This window comes from Parabacteroides sp. CH2-D42-20 (genome assembly GCF_003670185.1).
Classification (GTDB): domain Bacteria; phylum Bacteroidota; class Bacteroidia; order Bacteroidales; family Tannerellaceae; genus Parabacteroides; species Parabacteroides distasonis.
In genome coordinates this window covers 1-25,460 of sequence record NZ_RAYG01000036.1, presented here as the reverse complement: position 1 = coordinate 25,460, position 25,460 = coordinate 1, and the positions used below count along the sequence as shown (strand labels likewise).

Annotated in this window: 26 protein-coding genes and 1 tRNA gene; 18 read left to right on the top strand and 9 right to left on the bottom strand. The window is 43.9% G+C overall.

Going from position 1 to position 25,460, the window contains the following annotated elements; genetic code table 11:
* The first annotated feature begins 28 nt into the window (after positions 1-28).
* Positions 29-610 (top strand): Maf-like protein, encoded by a 582-nt coding sequence (locus tag D7V92_RS18900; protein WP_008774130.1) that lies wholly within the window; start codon positions 29-31, stop codon positions 608-610.
* A gap of 2 nt (positions 611-612) precedes the next feature.
* On the opposite strand, the gene D7V92_RS18895 is transcribed toward D7V92_RS18900, so the two are convergent.
* The 9 genes from D7V92_RS18895 to D7V92_RS18850 all read right to left on the bottom strand — a co-directional run bounded on the left by D7V92_RS18895 (position 613) and on the right by D7V92_RS18850 (position 8,002).
* A complete protein-coding gene (locus tag D7V92_RS18895) occupies positions 613-990 on the bottom strand; it encodes a hypothetical protein (protein WP_121773535.1) in 378 nt (125 codons plus the stop codon).
* An 8-nt stretch (positions 991-998) separates the two neighbouring features.
* Positions 999-2,030, bottom strand: a complete 1,032-nt coding sequence (locus tag D7V92_RS18890) for an FAD:protein FMN transferase (RefSeq protein ID WP_121773534.1) — start codon at positions 2,028-2,030, stop codon at positions 999-1,001.
* Positions 2,031-2,052: 22 nt separating this feature from the next.
* On the bottom strand, positions 2,053-3,777 hold the full coding sequence (gene ilvD / locus D7V92_RS18885) for a dihydroxy-acid dehydratase (protein ID WP_121773533.1): 1,725 nt from the start codon (positions 3,775-3,777) through the stop codon (positions 2,053-2,055).
* A gap of 44 nt (positions 3,778-3,821) precedes the next feature.
* Positions 3,822-4,388, bottom strand: coding sequence for a manganese efflux pump MntP family protein (locus D7V92_RS18880; protein ID WP_005861542.1), 567 nt, complete (start codon positions 4,386-4,388; stop codon positions 3,822-3,824).
* A gap of 1 nt (position 4,389) precedes the next feature.
* The gene (locus D7V92_RS18875; RefSeq protein ID WP_121773532.1) at positions 4,390-4,911 is read right to left on the bottom strand and encodes a nitroreductase family protein; all 522 of its coding nucleotides are present in this window, start codon (positions 4,909-4,911) and stop codon (positions 4,390-4,392) included.
* Positions 4,908-5,858: a glycosyltransferase family 2 protein gene (locus D7V92_RS18870; RefSeq protein WP_005861546.1), complete on the bottom strand. Its 951-nt coding sequence runs from the start codon at positions 5,856-5,858 to the stop codon at positions 4,908-4,910. The genes D7V92_RS18875 and D7V92_RS18870 overlap by 4 nt, the downstream gene beginning before the upstream one ends.
* A 21-nt stretch (positions 5,859-5,879) precedes the next feature.
* On the bottom strand, positions 5,880-6,410 hold the full coding sequence (locus D7V92_RS18865) for a DUF4199 domain-containing protein (RefSeq protein ID WP_005861548.1): 531 nt from the start codon (positions 6,408-6,410) through the stop codon (positions 5,880-5,882).
* Between the two features lie 128 nt (positions 6,411-6,538).
* Positions 6,539-6,612 (bottom strand) — tRNA-Thr (locus tag D7V92_RS18860).
* A 343-nt stretch (positions 6,613-6,955) separates the two neighbouring features.
* Positions 6,956-8,002, bottom strand: a complete 1,047-nt coding sequence (locus D7V92_RS18850) for a DUF2776 domain-containing protein (RefSeq protein ID WP_005861552.1) — start codon at positions 8,000-8,002, stop codon at positions 6,956-6,958.
* Positions 8,003-8,038: 36 nt separating this feature from the next.
* Between D7V92_RS18850 and D7V92_RS18845 the strand changes: the two genes are divergently transcribed.
* The 17 genes from D7V92_RS18845 to secG all read left to right on the top strand — a co-directional run bounded on the left by D7V92_RS18845 (position 8,039) and on the right by secG (position 25,186).
* Positions 8,039-8,866, top strand: coding sequence for a type III pantothenate kinase (locus D7V92_RS18845; RefSeq protein WP_005861554.1), 828 nt, complete (start codon positions 8,039-8,041; stop codon positions 8,864-8,866).
* Entirely contained in the window at positions 8,853-10,136 is a 1,284-nt protein-coding gene (locus D7V92_RS18840; RefSeq protein WP_121773531.1) for a hypothetical protein, read from the top strand. The genes D7V92_RS18845 and D7V92_RS18840 overlap by 14 nt, the downstream gene beginning before the upstream one ends.
* Before the next feature lie 84 nt (positions 10,137-10,220).
* Positions 10,221-11,585 (top strand): lipopolysaccharide assembly protein LapB, encoded by a 1,365-nt coding sequence (locus D7V92_RS18835; RefSeq protein WP_121773530.1) that lies wholly within the window; start codon positions 10,221-10,223, stop codon positions 11,583-11,585.
* 2 nt (positions 11,586-11,587) lie between these two features.
* Positions 11,588-12,253, top strand: a complete 666-nt coding sequence (lptC, locus tag D7V92_RS18830; protein ID WP_057329101.1) for an LPS export ABC transporter periplasmic protein LptC — start codon at positions 11,588-11,590, stop codon at positions 12,251-12,253.
* Between the two features lies 1 nt (position 12,254).
* The gene (locus D7V92_RS18825) at positions 12,255-13,508 is read left to right on the top strand and encodes a hemolysin family protein (RefSeq protein ID WP_005865821.1); all 1,254 of its coding nucleotides are present in this window, start codon (positions 12,255-12,257) and stop codon (positions 13,506-13,508) included.
* Between the two features lie 96 nt (positions 13,509-13,604).
* Positions 13,605-15,740 (top strand): SurA N-terminal domain-containing protein, encoded by a 2,136-nt coding sequence (locus tag D7V92_RS18820; protein ID WP_005861564.1) that lies wholly within the window; start codon positions 13,605-13,607, stop codon positions 15,738-15,740.
* A gap of 136 nt (positions 15,741-15,876) precedes the next feature.
* Positions 15,877-16,908, top strand: coding sequence for a 23S rRNA (adenine(2503)-C(2))-methyltransferase RlmN (gene rlmN / locus D7V92_RS18815; RefSeq protein ID WP_005865823.1), 1,032 nt, complete (start codon positions 15,877-15,879; stop codon positions 16,906-16,908).
* Between the two features lie 16 nt (positions 16,909-16,924).
* Positions 16,925-17,962, top strand: a complete 1,038-nt coding sequence (locus D7V92_RS18810; protein ID WP_008774122.1) for a DUF4837 family protein — start codon at positions 16,925-16,927, stop codon at positions 17,960-17,962.
* A 16-nt stretch (positions 17,963-17,978) separates the two neighbouring features.
* Positions 17,979-19,088 carry a 4-hydroxythreonine-4-phosphate dehydrogenase PdxA gene (gene pdxA, locus D7V92_RS18805; RefSeq protein WP_057329099.1) on the top strand — a complete coding sequence of 370 codons (1,110 nt, stop codon included), beginning with the start codon at positions 17,979-17,981 and terminating at the stop codon, positions 19,086-19,088.
* A gap of 168 nt (positions 19,089-19,256) precedes the next feature.
* Complete coding sequence (locus tag D7V92_RS18800) at positions 19,257-19,724, top strand: adenylyltransferase/cytidyltransferase family protein (protein WP_005861572.1); 468 nt, start codon at positions 19,257-19,259, stop codon at positions 19,722-19,724.
* Between the two features lie 11 nt (positions 19,725-19,735).
* Complete coding sequence (locus tag D7V92_RS18795; RefSeq protein ID WP_121773529.1) at positions 19,736-20,464, top strand: SDR family NAD(P)-dependent oxidoreductase; 729 nt, start codon at positions 19,736-19,738, stop codon at positions 20,462-20,464.
* Positions 20,465-20,471: 7 nt separating this feature from the next.
* Entirely contained in the window at positions 20,472-21,359 is an 888-nt protein-coding gene (locus D7V92_RS18790) for a CDP-alcohol phosphatidyltransferase family protein (RefSeq protein WP_005861576.1), read from the top strand.
* Positions 21,360-21,362: 3 nt separating this feature from the next.
* Positions 21,363-22,190, top strand: coding sequence for a lysophospholipid acyltransferase family protein (locus D7V92_RS18785; RefSeq protein WP_005861578.1), 828 nt, complete (start codon positions 21,363-21,365; stop codon positions 22,188-22,190).
* A gap of 104 nt (positions 22,191-22,294) precedes the next feature.
* The gene (locus tag D7V92_RS18780; RefSeq protein ID WP_005865833.1) at positions 22,295-23,485 is read left to right on the top strand and encodes a sigma-54-dependent Fis family transcriptional regulator; all 1,191 of its coding nucleotides are present in this window, start codon (positions 22,295-22,297) and stop codon (positions 23,483-23,485) included.
* A gap of 4 nt (positions 23,486-23,489) precedes the next feature.
* Positions 23,490-24,026 carry an LptE family protein gene (locus tag D7V92_RS18775; protein ID WP_005861582.1) on the top strand — a complete coding sequence of 179 codons (537 nt, stop codon included), beginning with the start codon at positions 23,490-23,492 and terminating at the stop codon, positions 24,024-24,026.
* A 1-nt stretch (position 24,027) separates the two neighbouring features.
* Positions 24,028-24,795: a hypothetical protein gene (locus tag D7V92_RS18770; protein WP_121773528.1), complete on the top strand. Its 768-nt coding sequence runs from the start codon at positions 24,028-24,030 to the stop codon at positions 24,793-24,795.
* 7 nt (positions 24,796-24,802) lie between these two features.
* On the top strand, positions 24,803-25,186 hold the full coding sequence (gene secG / locus D7V92_RS18765; protein WP_005861586.1) for a preprotein translocase subunit SecG: 384 nt from the start codon (positions 24,803-24,805) through the stop codon (positions 25,184-25,186).
* The last annotated feature ends 274 nt before the right edge of the window (positions 25,187-25,460 follow it).

The following is a 25,460-nucleotide window of genomic DNA, read 5'->3' as shown; positions in this document are numbered from 1 at the left end:
GAATGTGTAACGCTTAATCGAATAGGTTATGTTAGAGAATTTAAAAAAGTACAAGATCGTCTTAGCCTCTAATTCTCCGAGACGACGGAATTTGTTATCTGGTCTGGATATCGACTTCGAGGTGAGGGTAATTCCGGATATTGACGAGTCTTACCCGGATTCTATTGACTCCATGGAGATCCCTTTATATATTGCCCGTTCGAAAGCGGAGGCCTATAAATCGACTATGGCAGATGATGAATTGCTGATCACGGCGGACACGATCGTCTGGACGTTTGACGGGGTTATGGGGAAGCCTGCGAATCGGGAGGAAGCTTATGCTATGCTTCATGCTTTGTCGGATCATGTACATCAGGTAATAACTGGCGTTTGTATCATGACGAAGGACAAAAATGTAGGCTTTTCCGTCGAATCTGCGGTTTGTTTCGCAAAATTGGGTGATGAAGAGATTAATTATTATTTGGATAAATATAAACCTTATGATAAAGCGGGAGGGTATGGCATTCAGGAGTGGATCGGTTATATCGGGGTAGAGGCTATCAATGGTAGCTTTTATAACGTGATGGGATTACCTGTGCAAAAGCTTTATCAGGAATTGAAACATTTTTAATCTCAATTCAAGGTAAAGTATTTATCCTTCATATAATATTCTATCTGATTTAATGTGTGCGCTAAGGCTGGGGGAATCGGTAAGACGACCGGTTTCTCCACATTCCATTCCGGGTCATTTATGATCATGTCGGATAGACTGCCCGCATGTATTAAGATAAGGCGGGTAGGGGCTGAGGCTATAACCTTATGATTGGTGTTTTGCGCAAGTAGCATGAAATGATCTTTTGCCACTTCCGCTATATGTGTCCCTTCTTGGCTGTAAATAATAAGTTTTCCCGAAAATACGAAGATTAATAGGTTATCCGTGGTTGTGGTATTAAACAGGGAATCTCCGGCTCTCTGTATTTTGCATTCAAGTTGATTTAGATAACGCTTCATGTAGGAACTTAAGGATTTTCGAGGATAGCCAATGTTTTTCTGTTAGGAAGGTATTCCAACATACCTTTTGAGTAGGTGACTTTCTGTTGTCCGTTGTTGTCCGCATAAATAATGAAATACTCTATTTGGGGGATGGATTGTGCCAGTAGCTTCGCTTTCTCGACTCCCAAAACCATGAAAGTCGTAGCGTAAGCGTCTGCTGTCATACAATCTTCCGCCACGATTGTCGCGCTAAGAATATTTTGTCCAGCGGGATAACCGGTCGCCGGATTGATCGTATGGGCATATTTCTTACCATCCTTGATGTAGAAGTTTCGGTAGTCACCAGAAGTAGCCACACCTCCTTTTTGGCATAATTGTACGATCTCTTCAACATCATTTGTTACGCCGCTTGTCCCTATTTCCGGCTTGTTGATGCCGACTCGCCAACAGTCTCCTTGTTGATTTACGCCTTTCATGGTGACCTCACCACCTATTTCTACCATGTAGTTCTTTACGCCTTCCTTTTCCAGCAGGCGGGCGATGACATCGCAAGCATAACCTTTTGCGATGGACGAACAATTCAATAGAATCCGGGGATCTTCTTTGATGATTTTCTTTCCTTCCAATCTCACTTTTTGATAACCGACGAAAGCCTTTATGCTATCGATCATCTGCGGGGTTACGCTATCCATCTTACTGAATCCGAATCCCCATAGATTAATTAATGGAGCGCAAGTAATATCAAAAGCTCCTCCTGATTTTTTGGAGATTTCTTCCGCCTTATTGAATACTTCGGTAAACCATTCGTCTACCTCCACATCCTCGTTATTATTGACTTTCGCGATCGTGGAGTTGGGGTTGAAAGGATTTAAGGAGAGGTTAAAACGTTGCAGCTCGCTGTCGATCTTATCGGTTAGGATTTGCTTGGCCTTGTATTTGATGTGGTAACTTGTATGAAAAACAGAACCTCTCTCTTCGAAATATTGGCCCTTGTCCGAGCAAGCCGTAAGCGATAAGATCAACAGGCTGACTAATATGGAAATATTCTTGCGCATCATTATGAAATTTTATGTCGCAAACTTACATAAAAAATTCCATATATGCCCCTTTCATGGGGGAGACGCTATTGTGTGTATAAATATCAAGGATTCCTTTTTTATATTGTGACTCTGGTTTTATCCAATGTGCACGCCTTTCGGATAGGATCTTTTCTATTTCTTCCGCGCTTCTCTCGATACCGCCGGTACCGATTATATCCAATCTTCTCGCAGGAATATCGATACGGATCAAGTCATCGTTCTCTACCAAGGCGATCGGTCCCCCCTCGGAGGCTTCCGGGGATACATGCCCGATCGCTGGGCCTCGGGTAGCTCCGGAGAAACGGCCGTCGGTGATCAATGCGATGGTCTCTACCAACTCGGGATCGGAGGCGATGGCTTCTGTCGTATAAAACATTTCCGGCATTCCACTTCCTTTCGGTCCTTCATAACGGATAAATACCGCTTCTCCCGGGTGGATTCTCTTTTGTAATACCGCCTCAATAGCGTTCTCCTCACAATCGAATACCCTCGCTCTCAAGGTTACTTGCATCAAGCGGGGTGAAATCGCCGAATGCTTTACGACTGCCCCTTCGGGCGCTAGGTTTCCTTTCAGTATAGCGATGGCTCCTTGTGCCTTGATCGGTGTATGGAGAGGTTTGATAATATCGCCAACCTTTACTCCTAGGGCCGGAAGATATTTATGGCAATTCTCATAGAAGCCGTTGAGCTGTAAATCTTTTAAGTTTTCTCCCAATGTTCTGCCGGTAACGGTCTTGACATCGAGATGGAGGAATTCCTTGATTTCTTTCATGATCGCCGGTACGCCTCCCGCATACCAGAAATATTCGCCGGGCCAAAAACCGCTGGGACGTATATTTAAAAGGTAGGGGATGTTACGATGTATCTTGTCGAACAAATCCGGTGATAACTGGATTCCCAGTTCATGGGCGATAGCTGGAAGATGAAGCAGGCTGTTGCTGGAACCCGCTATGGCGGCATGTACCATGATCGCATTTTCAAATGCTTCTATCGTCATGATATCGGAGGGTTTTAACTCTTCTCTCGCCAGTCCGAGCGCATGTTCTCCGGCTTTTCGGGCGGTTTCTTTTAACTCGGGTAAATGGGCGGGGATCAAGGCGGAACCCGGTAAAGCGATGCCTAGCGCTTCTGCCATTACTTGCATCGTAGAGGCAGTGCCCATGAAAGAGCAAGCTCCACAATCCGGACATGCGTCACGCTTATAAACCATGAATTGTTCTTCCGTTATTTCCTTTCGCTCGTATTGGGCGCTATAGGTACCGATTTGTTCTAACGTGAGTAGGTTGGGACCGGCTTTCATTATACCACCGGGCATGAATATAGCAGGCATATCTAGCCGGGCTATCGCCATCAAATGCGCAGGGACGGATTTGTCGCAACTGGCTATAAAGACACCAGCGTCGAAAGGAGTCGCTTTTACATGAATTTCCATCATGGCGGCCATGATATCACGGGAGACTAATGAGTAGTTCATACCATCGTGTCCCTGCGCCTCTCCATCACAAATATCGGTGACGAAGTAGTTTGCGGCACGTCCCCCCTTTTCCTTTATACCGATTCCGGCCTCGTCCACCAATTTATCCAGATGGGCGCTTCCCGGATGGCTATGTCCGTAACTGCTTTCTACAATGATTTGCGGTTTACTCAATTCGTCGATTTTCCAACCGCTGCCTAGCCGGAGTGAATCCAGCTCCGGCGCTAGTTTTCGTAATTGCTGGCTTTTCATGTCTATTAATTAATGTATAAGGTTATTTATTCAATAAGGTATCCCTAGCTAAAGAATAAATGCTCTATTAAAATTTTTGTACCGATACCGATTAAGATTAAACCTCCGATGAGGTCCAGCTTCAAGTCGATTCTCTTGCCGAATCGGTTACCGAAATAGACACCGAAGGCAGAGATAGCGAAGGTGACAACACCGATAGTCGAGGCTTGCAGCAAGAGTGGTGATTTTAAGATCGCCAGAGAGATTCCTACGGCGAGGGCATCGATACTTGTCGCTATTCCCAATCCGCATAGTGTCCGGTTACATAGAGGATCGAATTTCCCGTCTTCCTCCTCTTCCTTCGTGCTATCGTATATCATTTTTCCACCTAAGTAAAGCAAGAGGGTAAATGCGATCCAATGGTCGAAGGCGCAAATGTATTTTTCGAATCCTAATCCCATCGTATAACCGATCACGGTCATTCCGGCTTGGAATATACCGAGCACACTCGCTATCTTAATAATATTACCGGCGGTGCAGTTACTCTTAAGAACTGCGCCGCCGGTAACTGATACTGCTAGGCTATCCATGGATAAGCCGATCGCTAGTAGCAGAACTTCAATGTATAACATACTAGAATGATTCCCGTTTAATAATTTCTTCTATGGGCTTACGTTTCTTTGGAGTCTCATCGAATAATGCCGGGTCGGAAGGATAGCCGAACGGTATCAATACAACAGGCTCGATCGTTTCCGGGATTTTAAAATGTTTCCGGCAAAGCTCCGTGTCGAAATTGCAAACCCAGCAAGTTCCCAATCCTTGTTCGGCTGCGGCTAAACAAATATGTTCCGTGGCGATAGCCGCATCGATATCCATATGATCCTTATGATCGCCCCGTTTCCAAGATTGCTGATGATCTCCGCAAACGATTAAGTAATAAGGCGCTTGCTTGAACCATTCCCGGGGATAGCATTCTTGTAATTTAGCTTTTCCTTCCGCACTTTGAACCCATACAAAATACCAAGGTTGATAATTTATCGCCGAAGGGGCCAAACGAGCTGCTTCTAGGATATAATCAATCTTTTCTTGCTCTACGTTTTTGGGGGCATACTTTCGGATAGAACAACGTTTTCTCGCTAATTCTAGGAAACTCATATCTCATCCTCTATTTTATAGTTATTGCGATTCGGAGAATTGCGGGAAATCAACTCCCCGATAAAGCCCGCTAGGAACATCTGGGTTCCCAGAATCATCGCTGTCAATGAAATATAGAAATAGGGGGAACTTGTAACCAAAGGTCTTAGATCTCCAGAGTACATCGAGATCAATTTCATGCTGAGTACGATTACTAGAGCGATAAAACCAATGAAGAACATAGCGCTTCCCCATAAACCGAAGAAGTGCATCGGTTTCTTTCCGAATTTGGAAGTAAACCAAAGCGTGATCAAATCAAGATAACCGTTCACGAAGCGATCCAACCCGAATTTAGTAGTTCCGTACTTGCGGGCTTGATGTTTCACTACTTTCTCGCCAATCTTGTGAAATCCGGCAATCTTAGCTAAATAAGGTATGTAACGGTGCATATCGTTATACACCTCTATATTTTTAATGACAACATTCTTATACGCTTTCAATCCGCAATTGAAATCGTGTAAGTTCTTTATTCCCGAGAATTTACGAGCTGTCGCGTTGAATAATTTCGTGGGGATCGTCTTAGACAACGGGTCATATCTTTTCTTTTTCCAGCCGGATACCAGATCGTACCCGTCTTCGGTGATCATCCGGTAAAGTTCAGGTATCTCATCCGGGCTGTCCTGCAGATCGGCGTCCATGGTAATGACCACGTCACCTTTAGCCCGTTGGAATCCGCAATGCAATCCCGGCGACTTACCGTAGTTGCGACGGAACTTGATTCCCCGGACGTGTGGAGAACGTTGCTTCAACTCCTCGATCACTTCCCAAGAATTATCCGTACTGCCGTCATTCACGAAAATGACTTCATAGGTATAATTATGTTCTTTCATCACCCGCTCTATCCACGAGAATAACTCGGGTAAAGACTCGGCTTCGTTATACAACGGGATAACAACTGATATGTCCATTATTTGTCTGTAATTAACTTTTTAGCGGTTTTCAGTGATGGAACCTGTCGAATTGTTCCTGCACAAGAGAGCCGCTACCGGTATAGAAAGTATGATGCCGTAAAATACGTTATTAAATATTCCTTGTATGGCCATGTGGATTGGCGAGATACGAATCTTGCTGAGCGAGTCGATCATCTCCGAGCTGACTTGGCTATCCTTTAGTACAGTCGTTAATTGCCCGATCGCATTTGCCACGAAATCAGGCGGGGCGATGAACTGATAAAAGACAAAGTATTCAAGCGAGACGATCAATGCGGCGAAAAAATACAACATCGTGCCGAATCTCCATGCATGAAAGAAACTGATCCTTCCACCGATGTCGTGCCGATATCTTTTCGTCATGTAGTAGGCGATGAAAGGGACGGCGAGCGTCAATAGCCAATAGACAAGACTTAAGGAGGGGACGGAAACGCTGAAGATGAAAAAGATGTATTTCACTACCCAATATATACCCATGGCCAAACCATAAGTCATAGCGCCTTTTAAAAGTAAATTCTTATTCTCTTCCATGATGCTGCAGTTTTGAATTCTTATCAGCAAAATTAATATATTAATGCAAATGCGCAACTATATTATGCCTAAAATGCGAAAAAGGAAGCCTACTTATAAGCTTCCTTCTTTAAGATGTGTCTTATCTGAGCCTCTTGTCGGATTCGAACCAACGACCCCGAGATTACAAATCACGTGCTCTGGCCAACTGAGCTAAAGAGGCAGGTGGGTAAGCTTACTACATCGCGCCGCTACAACCAAGTACCCTTGCTGCGGTCAAGCCCTGGGGGATTCCGAGGGAGCATGCCGTGTAGGACTTACCCGGGTGCAAAAGTAGATATTATTTTTTACTTTGCAAGCGTTTTCTTACTCTTGGGATGATAATTGTTTATAAAGAATTGAAAACCTTATGTTTTTGGCAGTGTTAAAGAATGTTTTATGTGTTGTGGCCGGTGGTTTATCAAAGAATGTTGATTTTTTCATTGTGAGGAAAAAACATTTTCATCATGAAGAAAAAGTATTTTCACCGTGAAGAAAAAGTATTTTCATCACGATGAAAAAACAGTTTACTTGGAAGAGGTTCCGCTTTCCAATATGCTGACGATGGAGAACAACGTAAAGCAGATCGCTCCCAGTCCGGCCAATACCCGTGCGGGAATGGCATAATAACTATGCTCGGCCGCCATCTCGAAAAGGAAAGCGGAGAGGAAAAGGCAGAATAAAGCCGTGAATATAGGAATTAATGGAATCCGGTTGGCAAGCTTGAATTCTTCCCTCCATATTTTAGACAGCAAGATCACCTTGCTGGAGATACTATAGCAAACTAATCCAAGGCCGATCATGATATATCCGGTTGAGGCATTAGCCGGGTCGCTATCTCCTAATACGAAGAGGCCCCATATCAGACTGATAGATCCCATCAGGATGACAAAACGGTGCCATAGCCTTTTTTCCAATCGGGAATATGTGTTTCTTATTTGTCGGGCGATCGTGGCGACTAAAGCGATTAAGCTGCTGCAAATACATGCTAGTCCGGCCATCACATGCCCGGCGACAAAGTATTGGGAATGCTCGTCGCTATGCGCTAGCAACCGGTAAGCCCAAATCCATGCGACTATGGATATAAATGATGCTACAAGGATCAAGAATACCCCCTGCCAAAAGTTGAACGCTTTGTCTGGTATTCTGGGATCGTCGCTTTTGGCGTTCATTTGTATTAAGGTGAATCGGGTAGAGGCGGTAGCCGTTGTTGCTACGCATGCGGTTATAAGGCCCACCCCGCAAATGACATGGCCCGCGACAAAGTCTGCTGGCGCCGGTGAGGACATGAGTAAGATAAAGCCCGCCAGAAAAGTGATGGTTGCCGAGAGATATCCAAGGATAGGCAAGGCGAATCTGGCTACATTATTATATGTATGGATAATTTGACGAATAATGGTCGCTGCCGTAGCGAACAAGGCTATACAAATAAAGCCAAGAGAGAATACGACAGGTCCGGCGACGAATCTGCTGGAGTCCACTCCATAGTTAAAGACAAAAAATCCATAACCGAAACAAAAGAGGGCCATTAGCAATGGAATCGCCCTGAATAAGACACTAATCCCGTAATTCATAACTTGTTTTTTATTTAGATTTTTCTTCAAACAGAGATGCGATCCTTTTTGTTCAAGAAGAATTTTAGAGGTTATACGATGTTTTTGCGTGTTATTTCATCATTTTTGTTTTTCTTTGCGGAAAATATCAGAGAAGTGAATCTTATTATAGAACAAGGTAACACGTCATCAAAGGTCGCTGTGTATAAAAATGGGCATATAGAGGCTTCTTTTGTATACAAGCAATTCGGTGTATCTGTGGTCGCTGCTCTTTTTGAGAAGTACGCTTTTACGCAAGGCATTTTATCGACGGTGATAGATACGGACGATGAGTTGATCGCTTATCTAAAAAATAAGCTTCAGCGTTTTGTCTTTCTGGATGAACATGTAGCTTTACCGATCAAGGTGGAATATGGGACGCCGAAAACGCTAGGCAAGGACCGTTTGGCCGCTGTCGTGGGGGCGAATTATTTGCGGCCGGGAAAAAATCTGCTGGTTATCGATGCCGGTACCGCTATCACGTATGAGGTGATAGAAGCGCCGGGTATCTTTCTGGGAGGGAATATCTCTCCGGGGATGACAACCCGTTTTCGAGCGTTGAACCATTTTACGAAGAAACTGCCTTTGGTAACGGAAGAGGATGATATACCGCTTATCGGGAGAAGTACGGAAACGGCTATCCAAGCGGGTGTGGTGAATGGGATTGTTTACGAGATGGACGGATATATTGACGAGCTGAAAGTAAAATATCCGGATCTTTTGGTTTTTTTAACAGGCGGTCATTCGTTTTATTTTGAAAGACGGCTAAAAAACTCCATCTTTGCAGACATTAATTTAGTGTTGACAGGATTAAACAGAATCTTAGAGTATAATGTTGAAAATTAATAAGGTAGTAATAATAAGTTTTCTTATCTTTACACAATTGCCATTGTGGGCTCAAAATAACACGAACTCGCCTTATACGCGATTTGGATATGGAGAGTTGGCGGATCGATCTTTTGGTGCCGGAAGGGCGATGGGTGGAGTCGGTTATGGATTAAGGTCCTCTAAACAGATAAATCCATTAAATCCAGCATCTTATAGTTGTATGGATTCGTTGACATTCCTTTTTGATTTTGGTGCGTCCGGTCAGGTGTCTTGGTTCTATGACGGTACGAATAAGCAACGACAGATGAATGGAAACGTGGAGTATATCGCTATGCAATTTCCGATCACCCGGCGTTTAGCGATGAGTATTGGTTTATTACCTTATTCATATGTAGGATATGATTTCGGCGAGAGCCGTACCGAGGGCGGTTTAAGTTGGGGAGAAAGCTTTAGTGGCGAAGGTGGCTTAAGCGATGCCTATTTAGGGCTCTCCTATGATATTTGGAAGAAGCGTCTTTCCATTGGTGTAAACGCCGGATTTTTATTTGGAAATATTACACATTCCCGTAACTTGATTTTTCCCAGCTCGACAGGGGCGGACAATGTGTATAGAAACCAACGTTATGAGATTCGTGATTTAAAGTTAGATTTTGGTATTCAATATACGCATCCTTTGAGTAAGACGGAGCATGTCACGGTAGGTTTCGTCTACTCTCCCGGAAAGAAGTTGAATACGACTGTGTATGATATTCAGACTGTTGGCTCTTTGTCTTCTACATCTGGATATACGAGGAATGATACGATTAAGGATTATCGGTTTGATATGCCGAATTCTTACGGAGCAGGTATCTCTTATGTGAAGGAGAACCGGTTGACGTTAGCTGCTGATTTCTTGTATGAGGACTGGGCGAACGCTTATTTTGATAACGAGAAAGGCCAATTCAAGAACCGTACACGTGTAGCGGCTGGTGCCGAATTTATTCCTCGTTATGATAATCGTAATTATCTGGGACGTATCAGATACCGTGCCGGTTTTCATTATAGCAATTCGTACTTAAGAGTCAGTCGCTCCGAGGAGAATGGTTATAAAGGACATGGTTATAATGAATATGGGGCGAGTATCGGTTTTGGGCTTCCATTGATCGATAACCGTTCATTAGTGAACCTGTCATTTGAATACGTGAAGATCCGTCCGGAATTACGTACAATGATTGATGAGCAGTATTTCCGGTTTACGGTGAACTATACATTTAACGAATTATGGTTTTTTAAACGAAAAGTGGATTAAACCGGGAATGGCCGAAAGGGTCTAATGAGTATGATACTTTTTTGAAGGAATATAAATTTATAGCTAACTTTAATAGAAAGAGATATGAAGATCAAAGTTTTATTACTAGCGCTTGGATGTACTATGGGTACATTGGGTGCTTATGCGCAGAAAGGAGTAGATAATGGTACACAGTTCGGTTCCGGTGAGGATAGCGTGCGTTGTATTACCAATATCAGCTTGTTCGTTCCTTACGCGAAAGCCGGAAACTTCAAAGATGCCTATGATTTCTGGAAGATCGTGTACGATGAGTGTCCTGCCGCTACAAAAGATATCTATTTGTACGGTGTGAAAATTATGGGCTGGAAGATCGCCCAAGAGAAAGATCCCGCTAAGAAGAATGCTCTTATTGATGATTTGATGGGGGTTTACGACAAGCGTGTGAAATATTTTGGAAATGATCGCCGGTATGGAAAAGACTGGATCGTTGCTCGAAAAGTGCAAGATTATTTAGCGCAAACAGGCGATAATGCCGACTATAATCAGGCCTATACTTGGTTGAAGGAGATCGTTGATGAGAAAGGTGCTGATACGGAGGCTCTAGGTCTCTCCTTGTTTAGTTTCTCTTCTATGAAGAAAATGCTTAACGATCCGAACTTCAAAGAGCAGTATATTCAAGATTATTTGAAGGTTTCTGCTGGCTTGGATGCTCAGTTAAAAGCTGCGCAGGCTGCAAACAATCAAAAAGAAGTGAATGCCTTGACCGCATATAAGAGTGGTGTTGATAATGCCTTTGCAAATAGTGGTGCTGCCGATTGCGAGACTTTGCAGAATTTGTATGCTGCTAAGATCGAGGAGAATAAGGATAACTTACCTTATTTGAAAGAGACTATATCCTTGTTGAGAAGAACAGGTTGCCAAGAAATCGAGGCTTACTTTTTGGCATCAGACTATGCTTATCGTCAAGAACCTAGTGCCGAGGCAGCTGTTGGGCTAGGAAAGAAAGCCGTTAAGATAAAGGATTATGATACGGCTATTAAATACTTTGATGAGGCCGCGAATTTAGAAACGGACGCGACTTCAAAAGCTGATGATTATTATATGATCGCATTGTTGCTGTTTGAGCAAAATGCTTATTCGAAGGCTAGACAATATTGCCAGAAAGCTTTGGAGGCAAATCCTAATTATGGCAATGCCTATTTATTGATCGGTAAGATGTATGCTGCTACTTCCAAGTCTGTTTTCCCGAACGACGGAGTACTGGCAAGAGCTGCTTATAATGCCGCTATCGATAAATTTGAGAAAGCGAAACAGGTAGATCCGAGTGTTGCTGAAGAGGCTAATACTTTGATATCATCTTATCGTGCTCACCTTCCTTCTACGGAGGAGATCTTCATGCACCCGGATTTGGAGAAGGGCAAACCTTTCACTGTCGGTGGTTGGATCGGAGAGCGTACAACGATTCGGTAATTATGATAGGAAATCGTTTTCATTGTAAAACGGAAAATATGGGCATAACAACTACCTTCGTGGTGGTTGTTATGCTTCTTTTGTTTTCTGCCTCTTGCAGTAAGGAGCATAAGGAGGTGGTTGATGTTGAGTTTGACCCGGACAAGACTTATACGATGAAGGCTACGGATGTGTCATCCTTGATCTCCGATTCTGGTATCACGAGATATCGCTTGAAAGCGAAAGAGTGGCAGATTTATGGGAAGGCGGCGGAACCCCATTGGTATTTCCCCGAGGGGATCTACGTGGAGAAGTTCGATACCTTATTCCAGACAGAAGCGAGTATTAAGGCGGATACAGCCTATTATTATGATAAAAAAGGGCTTTGGGAGCTGATCGGTAATGTAGAGGTGGAAAGTCTGCAAGGGGAGCATTTTGAGACTTCCCAATTGTTCTGGGACCAGAAGCAAGAGAAGGTTTATTCTGATAAGTTTATGCGTATCGAGCAAGAAGATAAGATCATAACAGGCATAGGTTTTGAGTCGAACCAAAATATGACTCAGTATAAGATATTTAACTCACAAGGTATTTTCCCGGTGAGCGATGCTCCGGCCGATACGACACGGACAGCTCAGGGGGATAGTGCCCGGGTAGATGTGTCACAAATAGATTCAATAAAAAGTAATTAAGGTGGGGACGCTGACTTATATTTTAATTTCCCTCGCATTTTCCGCATTCTTTTCCGGGATGGAGATCGCTTTTATCTCCTCCAATAAGCTTCGTTTCGAGCTGGATAAGAAGGAACGTAGTCTATCCAGTAAGATACTGGGTATTTTCTATCGTAATCCAAATTTGTTTATCTCTACCATGTTGGTAGGAAATAATATTGCGTTGGTCGTTTATGGTCTTCAGATGGCAATCGTATTGGAGCCGTTTATAGCCAAGGTGGTTGCGAATGAGGCATTGATCGTTTTTATCCAATCCGTGATATCTACGATCTTGATCTTGTTTGCCGGGGAGTTTATTCCCAAGACCATATTTAAGTTGAATCCTAATTTATCACTCAATATATTTGCGATACCATTATTTATCATATATATCATCCTGTATCCGGTCTCCAAGTTCTCATCCTTGCTATCTTTTTTGATTTTGAAGTTAGGGGGCGTGAAGAACTTGAAAAGTTCACCTCAGGCATTAGGCAAGGTAGACTTGGATTATTTTATACAGCAAAGTCTGGAAGATGCTCCGCAAAATTCGGATATGGATACGGAAGTTAAGATTTTCCAAAACGCCTTAGACTTCTCGAATGTCCGTTTGAGGGATTGTATCGTGCCCCGGACGGAGATTGTAGCCTGTGATACGTCGGCTACGATAGAGGAATTGCGTTCTAAGTTTATCGAGACAGGACTTTCGAAGATATTGGTGTATAACGAGAATATTGACGATATTATCGGGTATATCCATTCTTCCGAGCTTTTCAAGAATCCGGAGGATTGGACCCAGCATATCCGTAGCGTATCGATCGTTCCGGAGACGATGGCAGCGAATAAACTGATGAAACTGCTGATGCAAGAGAAGAAGAGCTTGGCTGTTGTCGTGGATGAGTTTGGCGGTACGTCGGGTATCGTGACACTTGAGGATTTGGTGGAGGAGATTTTCGGAGAGATTGAGGACGAGCACGATATGAAGTCGCATGTGGCTAAAAAAGTATCGGACAATGAGTATTTGCTGTCGGGTAGGATGGAGATTGATACCTTGAACGAAATGTTCGGGTTGGATCTTCCGGAGTCGGATGATTATGTCACCATCGCCGGTTTTATCTTGCACTTCTATCAAAAATTCCCGAAATTGAACGAGACTGTCCAGATCGATAAATATTCGTTTAAGATAATCAAAGTAACGGCTACGAAGATCGAACTTGTACGTATGAAAGTAGGGATTTGATAAAAAAAAGGATTATATGCTGTGGAATTTCCTTTTTTTCATATCTTTGTGCCCTTAAAATGTGAAATAATAAACTTTAAAAAATAATAAAGATAAATGGCTACGCTGGAAAAAATTAGAAGCAAAGCAGGACTGCTGGTACTCGTGGTGGGTTTGGCATTGTTCGCTTTTATCATTGGAGACTTTTTAAACTCTGGTTCTACTTATTTTAGGCAATCACAGGAACGGATCGCCGAGATTGATGGAGAGGTTGTAAAAATTCAAGATTATCAAGGTCGCGTTGATGAGATGGCCGAGATGTATAAGATGCAATCCGGTTCAGCCAGCCTGCCCGAGGAATATATGACACAGATTCGCCAGTCCGTATTCGATGCGATGGTACAAGAGGTCGTGTTGGACGAGGCTACTGCTAAATTAGGTATGGGAGTAAGTCCGGAAGAATTGTTTGATATGGTTCAAGGTGAGAATATCTCTCCGTTGATCCAACAAATGCAAATGTTTACGAATCCTCAGACTGGTGCTTTTGATAAGGCTGCTTTGTTGAATTTCTTGAAACAAATCGATTCCGATAATATCGCTAGCTATCCGGCAGATCAACAGGCACAGCTGATTCAAGCTAAAAACTTCTGGTTGTTCTGGGAGAAGAACATTAAACGTCAACGTTTGGAGCAAAAATATACGACATTATTGAGCAAGGCTATTTCCGCAAATTCATTGGACGCTAAGGAAGCTTATAATGATAATGCCGAGAATTCGGATATCATTTACGCTATGCAATCATATGCTACGATTCCGGATTCAACGATTGAGGTAAGCAAGAGTGAGATCGAGAAATTGTATAACCAACGCAAGGAGCTTTATAAACAAAAAGAATCTAAGGTAATTAAATATATCGCCGTAGATATCCGTCCGAGTAAAGAGGATTATGATAAGGCACAGGCCGAGATCGAGAGCTTGAAAGAGGAGCTGGCTACGTCTGAAAGAGTGGCTGATGTAGTAAACGAGAACTCTGAGGTTCCTTATGTTGACGCTTTCTTCACGGAGAAGGCTTTGGATCCGGAGATGAAACAATTCGCTACGACTTCTGAGGTTGGCGCTGTTTATGGTCCTGTATTCGAGAATGACAAATACAGAATGTTTAAGTTAGTCGATAAGACGGTCGCTCCGGACTCAGTAAAAGTTAGCCACATCATGTTGGCCGGTAAATCTGAGGCTGAGACAACAGCTTTGGCTGATAGCTTGATGGGGGCGTTGAAAGGTGGCGCTAATTTTGCTGAATTAGCTAAGAAATACTCAGCAGACCAAGCCGCCGAGAATGGTGGTGAACTAGGTTGGTTTACAGAGGTTACCGCTTTGAGAGGTGTGAATGATGATTTTAAGAAGGCTGTCTTCTCAACTCCATTGAATGAGGTAGCGGTTGTGAAATCTTTATATGGTACTCACCTTGTAAAAGTAACAGAGAAAACAGGAAATGTTGAAAAATATAAGATCGCAGATATCGACATGACTGTATCTCCTAGCTCTAAGACCTATAGCAACATCTACAATGAGTTGAATCAGTTCGTATCGAAGAACAACTCTATGGCTAAATTGGAGGAGAATGCGAAGGAAGCCGGTTATAACTTGATTTCAGGTGCAACGGTTACTACGGATGATCAGTTGTTAGGTTCTATCAAGAATTCACGTCCGGTAATTCGTTGGGCGTTCCAGAACGATAAAGGTTCTATCTCTGAGATCTTCGAGTGTAGTGATAAATTTGTCGTGGCTGCTGTAGAAGGAAGTATTTCCGAGGGGTATCGTCCGGTTGATATGGTCGCTCCGGCTTTGAGAGCTGAATTGGCTGCCCAGAAAAAAGGCGATAAGATCGCTCAGGAATTGGCTGCTAAGAATTTAACTTCAGTTGAGGCATATGCTGAAACGATGGGTTCTTCTGTAGACTCTGTAAAGTTCGTGAACTTTGGTACTCGCCGTATCGCTGGTATCGGTATCGAACCGAACTTGAACGCTATGGTTTCTATGGCTCAAGTTGACCAAGTAAGTGCTCCGGTTAAAGGTAACAACGGTGTATATGTGTTCAAGGTATACGCAAGAAATAAAGATGGTAAGGAGTTCAACGAGGCTGAGGAAATCCGTGCGTTGGATGCTTCGAACGCGTATCGTGTAGGATTCCAAGCTATCCAATCTATGGTCAACAACGCTAAGGTGGAAGACAACCGTATCCGTTTCTATTAATAAAGAGTATTTATACTTAAGATAAAAAAGATCCCCTGTTTTGTCGTCAAGATATATTTATTTTGACGGCAAAACAGGGGATCTTTATTTTGTGGAATATTTCTCGTACTTTCGCGAATAAGAAAATATCGATAGCATGGTTGACAAAAGACAATTATTAGGGATGACCTTGGAGGAACTGAAAGGTGTAGCGTCTGAGGTGGGTCTTCCCGCATATGCGGCTAAGCAAATGGCCGATTGGATTTATAAGAAGAAAATAACCCGGATTTCGGAGATGACAAATATAGCGGTAGCCAAACGTGCTTTATTAGAGGATTCATTCGAGATCGGGGCTTATCCGCCATCTGAGTATCAAAAGTCGAAAGACGGTACGATCAAATATCTATATGCTGCCGGACCGGGGCGTTTTGTTGAGTCTGTTTATATTCCTACGGATGATCGGGCGACTCTTTGCGTCTCTTCTCAAGTCGGATGCAAAATGAATTGCTTGTTTTGTATGACGGGAAAACAAGGTTTCACGGCAAACCTGACAGCGAACCAGATATTGAACCAGATCCAGTCCTTGCCGGAAAACGATTCATTGACGAATATCGTTTTCATGGGAATGGGGGAGCCACTGGATAACGTAGACGAGCTTTTCAAGGTTTTGGAAATACTCACGGCCCCGTATGGATATGCGTGGAGCCCGAAGCGTATCACGGTTTCAACCATCGGTGTGACGAAAGGCTTGAAACGCTTTTTAGAGGAGAGCGAATGTCATCTGGCCGTAAGTCTGCACTCGCCTTATCCTATGGAACGTCTTTCCTTGATGCCGGTTGAAAAGGCATTCCCAGCGAGGGAGGTGATCGATTTAATCAAACAATATGATTTTTCGCATCAACGACGTGTCTCTTTTGAGTACATTGTTTTTAAAAATTTGAACGATAGCTTGAAACATGCCGAAGCTTTGAGTTGTTTATTAGGTGGAATTCCTTGTCGGGTAAACTTGATCCGTTTTCATGCGATACCGAATGTGTCTTTAGAGACTTCCGATATCGTTAAAATGGAGGCGTTTCGGGATTTCTTAAACGCCAAAGGAGTTGTATGTACGATAAGGGCATCACGTGGGGAGGATATTTTCGCCGCTTGTGGAATGCTTTCTACCGCGAAAAATGTTACATTTGTATAATATAAAACACACAGGTATGAAAACACGTTCTTTATTCATCGGTATGTTGCTGCTTCTTGTTTTGATGGGAGCATGTAATTCAGGTTCTGTGATGACTCAAGCTACGGGCTTCGCATATGAGGTTGTCGTGGTTATGGATCAAAAGGATTGGAAAGGCCCTGCGGGAGAAGCCATAAAGTCTGAGTTGGCCTCTTCGGTGCCCGGACTTCCGCAAGCCGAGCCTTCTTTGAAGATTACCTACGTACAACCAAAGGATTTTACAGGTCTGTTACGGTATGTAAGGAATATATTAGTGGTTACGATAGACCCCACCGCTTATACGAAAGTTTCTGTAGGCTACGAGAATAATGTCTGGGCTAGAGGGCAGGTGGTTGTTTCGCTGAAAGCTCCTAATACGGAGTCGATCGTCGAGTATTCAAAGACCCATGAGAAGGCGTTGGTCGATTTCTTCGTAAAGGTGGAGATGAATCGTGCGATAGAGCAATTACAAAAGGAATATAGTATGGTGGTTATGGATAACCTGAAAAGCGACCTGAACGTGATGTTAAACGCTCCGGCAAACTTCACGTACTATAAGGATACGACAGATTTCTTCTGGTCTTCCAATAACGCTAACACAGGCCGTATGGACTTAATCGTATATACTTTCCCTTATACTGATCCGAATACGTTTACGGAGGAATATCTGGTCGCTAAACGAGATTCTGTATTGAAGGCGAATCTGCCGGGTTCGTTCCCGGGTTCCTATATGCAAACAGAAACGCGTGCGGGAGTGGAGTATACGCCAATAACCTTAAATGGTAAATATTGCGGCGTGATGCGCGGTTTGTGGAGAATGCAAGGCGATATGATGGGAGGCCCGTTCGTAAGCCACACCCGCTTGGATGAAAAGAATCATCGTGTGGTTGTAGCCGAGGGATTTGTGTATGCTCCGGAGACAGACAAGCGTAATTTCATGCGTAGAATAGAAGCTGCCTTATTTACGTTACGTTTGCCGGGTGAATTTGATGAACCGGTAACTGAGACATTAGATATCCCAAAAGAGAAAAAGTAATAAACAAACAAAATATATGGAAGAACGACTGATTAAAGTGGGGATCACCCACGGAGATATAAATGGTATCGGCTATGAGGTGATATTAAAGACCTTTTCCGATACCCGCATGGCGGAGCTTTGCACGCCGATTATCTATGGCTCGTCCAAGATAGCCGCTTATCACCGGAAGGCATTGGAGCTTCCTCCTATCAATATGAATATTATTTCACATGCGGAGGATGCGGGAGTAAACCGGGTGAACATTATTAACTGCGTGGAGGACGAGACCAAGGTGGAGTTGTCGAAATCTACGCCGGTTGCCGGTGAGTCGGCTTTCAAGGCGTTGGAAGCGGCTGTTACGGATATGAAGCGGGGAGTAGTGGATGTACTGCTTACCGCCCCGATCAATAAACATAATATCCAGAACGAGGATTTTCATTTTCCCGGGCATACTGAGTATTTGGAGAAATGCTTCGGTGGCTTGGATAAAAAAGCCTTGATGATCTTGATGAAAGATGATCTTCGTGTCGCTTTGGTGACGGGGCATATTCCATTGTCGCAAGTTGCGTCTTCCATCAACGTGGGCGATATCGTGAATAAGCTGCGTATTTTCAATCAGTCGTTAAAGCAAGACTTCGGTATTGTGAAGCCACGTATCGCGGTTCTTTCCTTAAACCCTCATGCCGGTGATGCCGGATTGCTGGGTACGGAAGAGGAGACGATTATCATACCGGCAATGCAAGAGGCGGAGAAAAAAGGCGTAATGTCATTTGGCCCTTATGCGGCTGACGGTTTCTTTGGTTCGCAGATGTATGATAAATTTGATGGTGTCTTAGCGATGTATCATGATCAAGGGCTCGCTCCTTTCAAGACGTTGGCGATGGATGACGGGGTGAACTATACGGCAGGATTGCCGATCGTACGGACTTCTCCGGCACACGGAACAGCTTATGACATAGCCGGGCAGAACGTGGCTTCGGAAGAGTCGTTCCGCCAAGCCTTATATACGGCGTTGGATATCTTCCGGAACCGGTTGCGTTATCAGGAGGCTACCGCCAACCCATTGCGTAAGCAATATTTCGATAGGGGGGGAGATAATGAGAAACTGGACTTGACAAAAGAGGACGATACGGACGGATTATAGTATATCTTTCCTGACAAGTTTCAATAAATACATAAAATGTCATGTTAATAACGAATGGATGTTATTGACATGACATTTTTGTATGGGGCGTGGGACGCTTTTTGGTTTTAAACTTTTAAGATAGGAAAAGTTTGCGTAAGTTTGCGGTTTAAAACGAAAATTACGATTATGTTTAAAGACAAAACGATAGTATATACATCCGGGACGTTTGATATGTTCCATTATAATCATCTTAGGATGATCAATTACGCCCGTAGTTTGGCGGATATATTGATCGTCGGGGTTAGTACAGATGAGTTGGTCTCTTCTTATAAAGCGAAGCCGATCATTCCGTTCCATGAACGTTTGCAGATCATCGAGGCGTTGAAGACTCCCGATATCGTTATTCCACAACATTCCTTGGATCATACGGAAATCGTGAAGAAGCTGAATATCGACGCTTTCGTGGTAGGTGATGACTGGTTCGGGAAGTACGACTATCTGAAGGATTTAGGCGTTCAGGTATTTTATTTCCCTTACGGCACGGGGGTTTCCTCCTCGAATCTGAAAAAAACGATACATGATTCTTATGAGGCGAATCTGACAACCCAACGTCAGGCGAAGCCGGAAACAGTGAAAGGATCTGCCGCTAAATAACGATCAGTTTCATGGATAAATTTATTTTAATTACCGGTGGGACAAAAGGGATAGGAAAGGCGGTAGCGTCCTGTTTAGGAAAGGCCGGATATAACCTTATACTGACTTATGCTTCCGACCAAGCGGCCGCCGAGGAGGTACGTAGCGAGTTGGTGGGGCGTTTCGATATACAGGTTTCTATTCTGCGGGCCGATATCTCGGATCGGAATACGATCGGGGTTATCGATTCTTTCTTGGAGGAGAATAGGCTACGTTTGGACGGCCTTGTGTTCAATGCGGGAATGACCTGTCGGGATCCTTTTGAGGAACTTTCATTCGAGGATTGGGACCGGGTTTTCTTTGCTAATATCCATTTCCCGGTTTTTCTTTTACAGAAGATTGTTGGACGGGTTAATAAGGGGGGAAGTATCGTGTTTACGGGTTCCTTGATGGGAATACAGCCTCATTCGGTATCTTTGGCATATGGAGTGACGAAAAGTGCTGTTCATGCGCTGGTCAAAAACATGGTGAAGTTCTTAGTTCCCTATGAACTGCGTGTGAATGCCGTGGCTCCCGGTTTTGTCGATACGGAATGGCAGAAAACAAAGCCTGCCGAGATCCGTCGGAATATAGAGAACAAGGTCTCTTTGGGACGGTTCTGCGACCCGGATGAATTGGCGGAAGTTTATAAAATGTTGATAGAGAATAGTTATTTTAATGGCGAGGTAGTCGTTGTGGATGGCGGTTACTCGTATAAATAAGAAACAAATGAGCGAGTTGGATAAGGAATACGAAGCATCGTTAAAGTCGATAGAAACAGAAAATAAGATAGACCGAATTTTTTATCGTCCGATAGGATTTCGTATTGCTCGTATGTTGCGAGGCACGGGGATTACCCCGAATATGATTACGGTTATCTCGATCTTCGTGGGTGCGGCGGTTGGATTTATGTTTTATCACGATAATTTGACATATAATATCTGCGGTATATTATTGTTGGTATTTGCCAATATCCTCGACTGCGTGGATGGGCAGCTGGCACGTCTTACAGGGATCAAGTCCGCTATCGGGCGTATCTTGGACGGATTCGCCGGGGATATCTGGTTCGCTTCGATCTATATCGGATTCGCTCTTCGTTTGTCTCATGATTACGGTACGGATTGGTTCTTTGCCTTGGCGGTCTTATCTGGTCTGTCTCATTTAGTCCAAGCGAATATCACGGATTATTATAAGACGCTTCACCTTTATTTTATCAGTAAGGATAAAGGCTCGGAGTTTCAGTCTTTGGAGCAGGTGGAGGCGAAACATAAGGAGATGAAGTATGGCATTAACAAGTTTTTCTACTTCTTATATCGTTGGTATACGATGTTGCAAGTGAAGGCTACGCCTACCTTACAGAGTATGTTACAAAATTTGCACGCGAAGTATGGGGATAATATTCCGGAGAATATCCGTGTGGACTTTCGTAAACAGAGTCGTCATTTAATGCGTTACATAGACTTGTTGACCTTTAATGGCCGGACGATGGTTATGTTTGTGATCGTACTAACGGGACAGGTCTGGGCTTATTACCTATACGAGATCATCGTGTTGAACATCGTACTAGCGATAGTGATGAGGAAACACGAGAAGATGTGTGCCTCGTTTTTAGGATAAAGTATGAAGAAGAGTGTTGTTGACATTTACGATTTGCAAGAGATGGCCCCGTTCTTCAAGGGGCGAGTGGGGACATGGTTAGGTAAGTTGCTGATAAAGTGCTTACGTGTGGATCTGGTTAATAAGGTACATGCCCGGAATTGTCATTTACGGGGCGCTGAGTTTACTTCCGCTTTATTGCATGACCCCATTATCGATCTCAGCTATGAGGTTCATAATAAGGAGATTTTAGATCATCTGCCGGAAGGGGCTTTTGTTACCGTTTCCAACCATCCGATCGGGTCGTTGGATGGAATCATGCTGATTGATATTTTCGCTTCCCGCCGTCCGGACTTTAAGGTGATGGTGAATGGCATCTTGACCAAGATCGGGGCGATGGAGGATAATTTCATATCCGTGGTGCCCGATTCCCACAAGCGAGGGGCGAATCCGGCGAATGTCAATGGCGTGCGACTATCCCTGCAACGCCTGAAAGAAGGTCATCCGATGGGTTTCTTCCCTGCTGGAGCGATCTCATTTTATAATAAAAAAGAGAAACAGGTACGGGATTTATCGTGGGCGCATAGCGTGATTCGCTTAGTTCGTAAGGCGAAAGCACCGGTATACCCTGTTTATTTTGATTTCCAAAATACCCATTTTTTCTATTGGCTAGGGAATATCAGCTGGCAAATACGTACCTTGCGTATTCCTACAGAGGCTTTCAATAAGCGTGGAAAGAAAGCGGATGTATATATCGGTGAGCCTATCTCGCCGGAAGAGATCGCCGCCATCCCGGAAGACAAGGATCTTGCCGAGTTCTTGTATAAACGTACATATGGTGCTAAAAAATAAGAAACGACCGATAGAATCTGTTATCAATAGTGGTAGTTTGAATTAAGATTTGTAATTTTGGCAGAGTAACTGAAATAATTACAGATTTTAAAAGTGAGAGAGTGATGAAGGTTGATGTACAACAGATAAAACAGCGTTTTGGGATTATTGGTAATAACCCGGGATTAAATCGTGCGATCGACGTTGCGCTTCAAGTAGCGCCAACCGACTTATCTGTTCTTATTACAGGAGAGAGTGGAGTCGGGAAGGAGACTTTCCCGCAAATTATTCACCAGAACAGTCAGCGTAAGCATGGACAATATATAGCCGTAAACTGTGGCGCTATTCCGGAAGGGACGATAGATTCGGAGCTTTTCGGGCACGAGAAAGGTTCTTTTACCGGGGCGTTGGCCGACCGTAAAGGGTATTTCGAGGTAGCGGACGGTGGAACGATCTTCTTGGATGAGGTAGGAGAGCTGCCAACTCCTACGCAAGCACGCTTGCTTCGTGTGTTGGAGACGGGTGAGTTTATCAAGGTCGGTTCCTCCAAGGTACAGAAGACGAATGTACGTATCGTTGCCGCTACGAACGTGAATTTAGTGCAGGCGGTTTCGGAAGGTAAATTCCGGGAGGATTTGTACTATCGTTTGAATACGGTGCCTATTCAAGTGCCTCCCTTGCGGGAGCGTCCGGAAGATATCGTCTTATTATTTCGTAAGTTCGCCAGTGATTGCGCCGAGAAATACCGGATGCCGCCGATCCGCTTGGATGATGAGGCCCGTCAATTATTGGTTTCTTACCGTTGGCCGGGTAACGTGCGTGAGTTGAAAAATATCACGGAACGTATCTCCGTAATCGAGGAGACACGGGATATAACGGCGGATGTCCTGCGCCTTTATCTGCCGAACGTGAACGTTGAGAAATATCCGGTATTGGTGAAGCAAGATCCGGATCAAAAGATATTTAACAGCGAGCGGGAGATCCTTTATCAAGTCTTGTTCGATATGAAAAAGGACGTGAACGAGCTAAAGAAATTAGTGCATGATATCATGGGAGGGAATATCCCGATGCCAACGGTGGCGGACGATACCCCTTATGCGCATCCGATCCATCCGGCGGCGGTTCATGCCATGCACCCGACGATCCAAGATGCCGAGGATGTGGAAGAGGAGACTTTATCCTTGGAAGAGGTGGAGAAGGAGATGATCCGTAAGGCTCTGGAGAAGCATAACGGGCGACGGAAGAACGCGGCGGCCGACTTGAAGATATCGGAGCGTACGTTATATCGAAAAATCAAGGAATACAATTTGGAATAAAAATATGCTAAAGAAGATTGTCAACATACGTTTGTCGGCAGCCAATTGGCTTATACTCTCATTTTTGACGGTATTGGCTACGGCTTGCTCTATTTCCTATAAGTTTAATGGAGCCTCTATCGATTATACGAAGGTGAAGACCATTACGATTCGTGACTTCACGAACCAAGCTCCCTACGTGAATCCGACCCTTGCGCCGCAGTTTACGGAGGATTTGAAGGATATTTACATCCGTCAGACTCGTCTGCAACTGGTTCCGAGCAATGGCGACCTTGAGTTGGAGGGTGAGATCACTGGTTACGATTTCGCTCCAATGGCCGTGAAGGAGGATGCTATCGCCTCGCAGACGAGGTTGACGATCACGGTGCGGGTTCGTTACTCCAACCGGGTTAACCCGGATGAGGATTTCGAGCAGTCGTTCTCCGCTTACCGCGAGTTCGACAGTAACTTGATGCCGCAGCAGGTAGAGGGAACATTATGCGAGGAGATCATAGAGGAAATAGTAGACCAAATCTATAACGCTACGGTTGCCAATTGGTAGAATGAGGGCGGAGGATTTATATCGTTTGATGGAGGAGCCTTCGGAATTGACCGAGGGGACTCTTTTTGAGTTGCGACGAATCGTGGAGGATTACCCGTATTTTCAAGTGGCACGGATGTTGTATCTAAAGAATCTGGCCGTATTAAATGATATGAGTTTTACCTCGGAGCTGGAGAGGATGGCGATATTCTTGCCGGACCGGAAAAAGCTGTTCCAACTGATAGAGGGAGATAAATATGGCTTGAACTCCCGTGTGGAGCATGAGCCGGATATGCGAAAAGAGGATACTTTCTCCTTGATAGACGCATTCCTCTCTAACCGTAACGAGGAACCGGAGCCTAAGAAAGAAGCCCCGTTCCTGTTCCATCCATCGGTATCGTCAGATTATATGTTTTGGTCATTATCGAAAGAGGAAGAAGAGAAGCCATCTGGAGAGGATGCGGAGAATAGGCTTCGACATCACGACTTGATCGATTCGTTCATTAAAAATGACCAACAGCGTATGCCGGGTAGCGGGCTGGAAATCCGAGAGGAAAACAGCCGTGCGGAGACTCCAGAGTCGGTGAAAGATTTGGATGATGAGCAGTCCAAATCGCTGGAAGACTCGTGCCTTACGGAAACTTTAGCTCGGATTTATATAAAACAGAAGCGATATGATAAGGCTTTGCAAATTATTAAAAACTTAAGCTTGAAATATCCAGAAAAAAATGTTTACTTTGCAGACCAAATCAGATTTTTGGAAAAGTTGATTATTAACACTAAAAAATAAAACTAAGATGTACGTATTTATTTCTATCTTAATCCTGATCGCCTCTATACTATTAATCTTGATCGTGTTGATCCAGAACTCGAAAGGTGGAGGTTTGGCTTCAGGGTTCTCTTCTTCTAACCAAATCATGGGTGTACGTAAGACCACGGACTTTTTGGAGAAAGCTACTTGGAGTTTGGCGGGTACCGTAATCGTATTGAGTATCTTGATTACCGCATTTATCCCCAGAGCGGAGCATGCCGCTCAATCTGAGATCAAGCAACAAGTAAACGACGCTATCTCTATCGATCCGAATACGATCGCTCCGGACTTTGGTACGGCTCAACAACCGGCAGTTCCGGCAGAGGAAACTCCCGCTACTACTACACCTGCGGAGGAAAGCAACAGATAAGAATCTTATTTGAAAACAATATAGAAGTCATGTCCACTAACAATGGATGTGACTTTTTTTTTGTGCTACTTTAAGTGTAAGCTTCTTTAGGTCTTGATCTTTTCACCTATGTGAAAAGATCGTATCACAAGGGTGAAAAGATCGTATCACGTATATGAAAAGATCGTTTCATCTTTGTGAGACGATTATTACGAATATGTCGACGCCAAATGAAAAAGCTAAATAAAATCAGTTGAAAAAGCTAATTAAAAAGGCTTCATGACCAGTTGTGTTT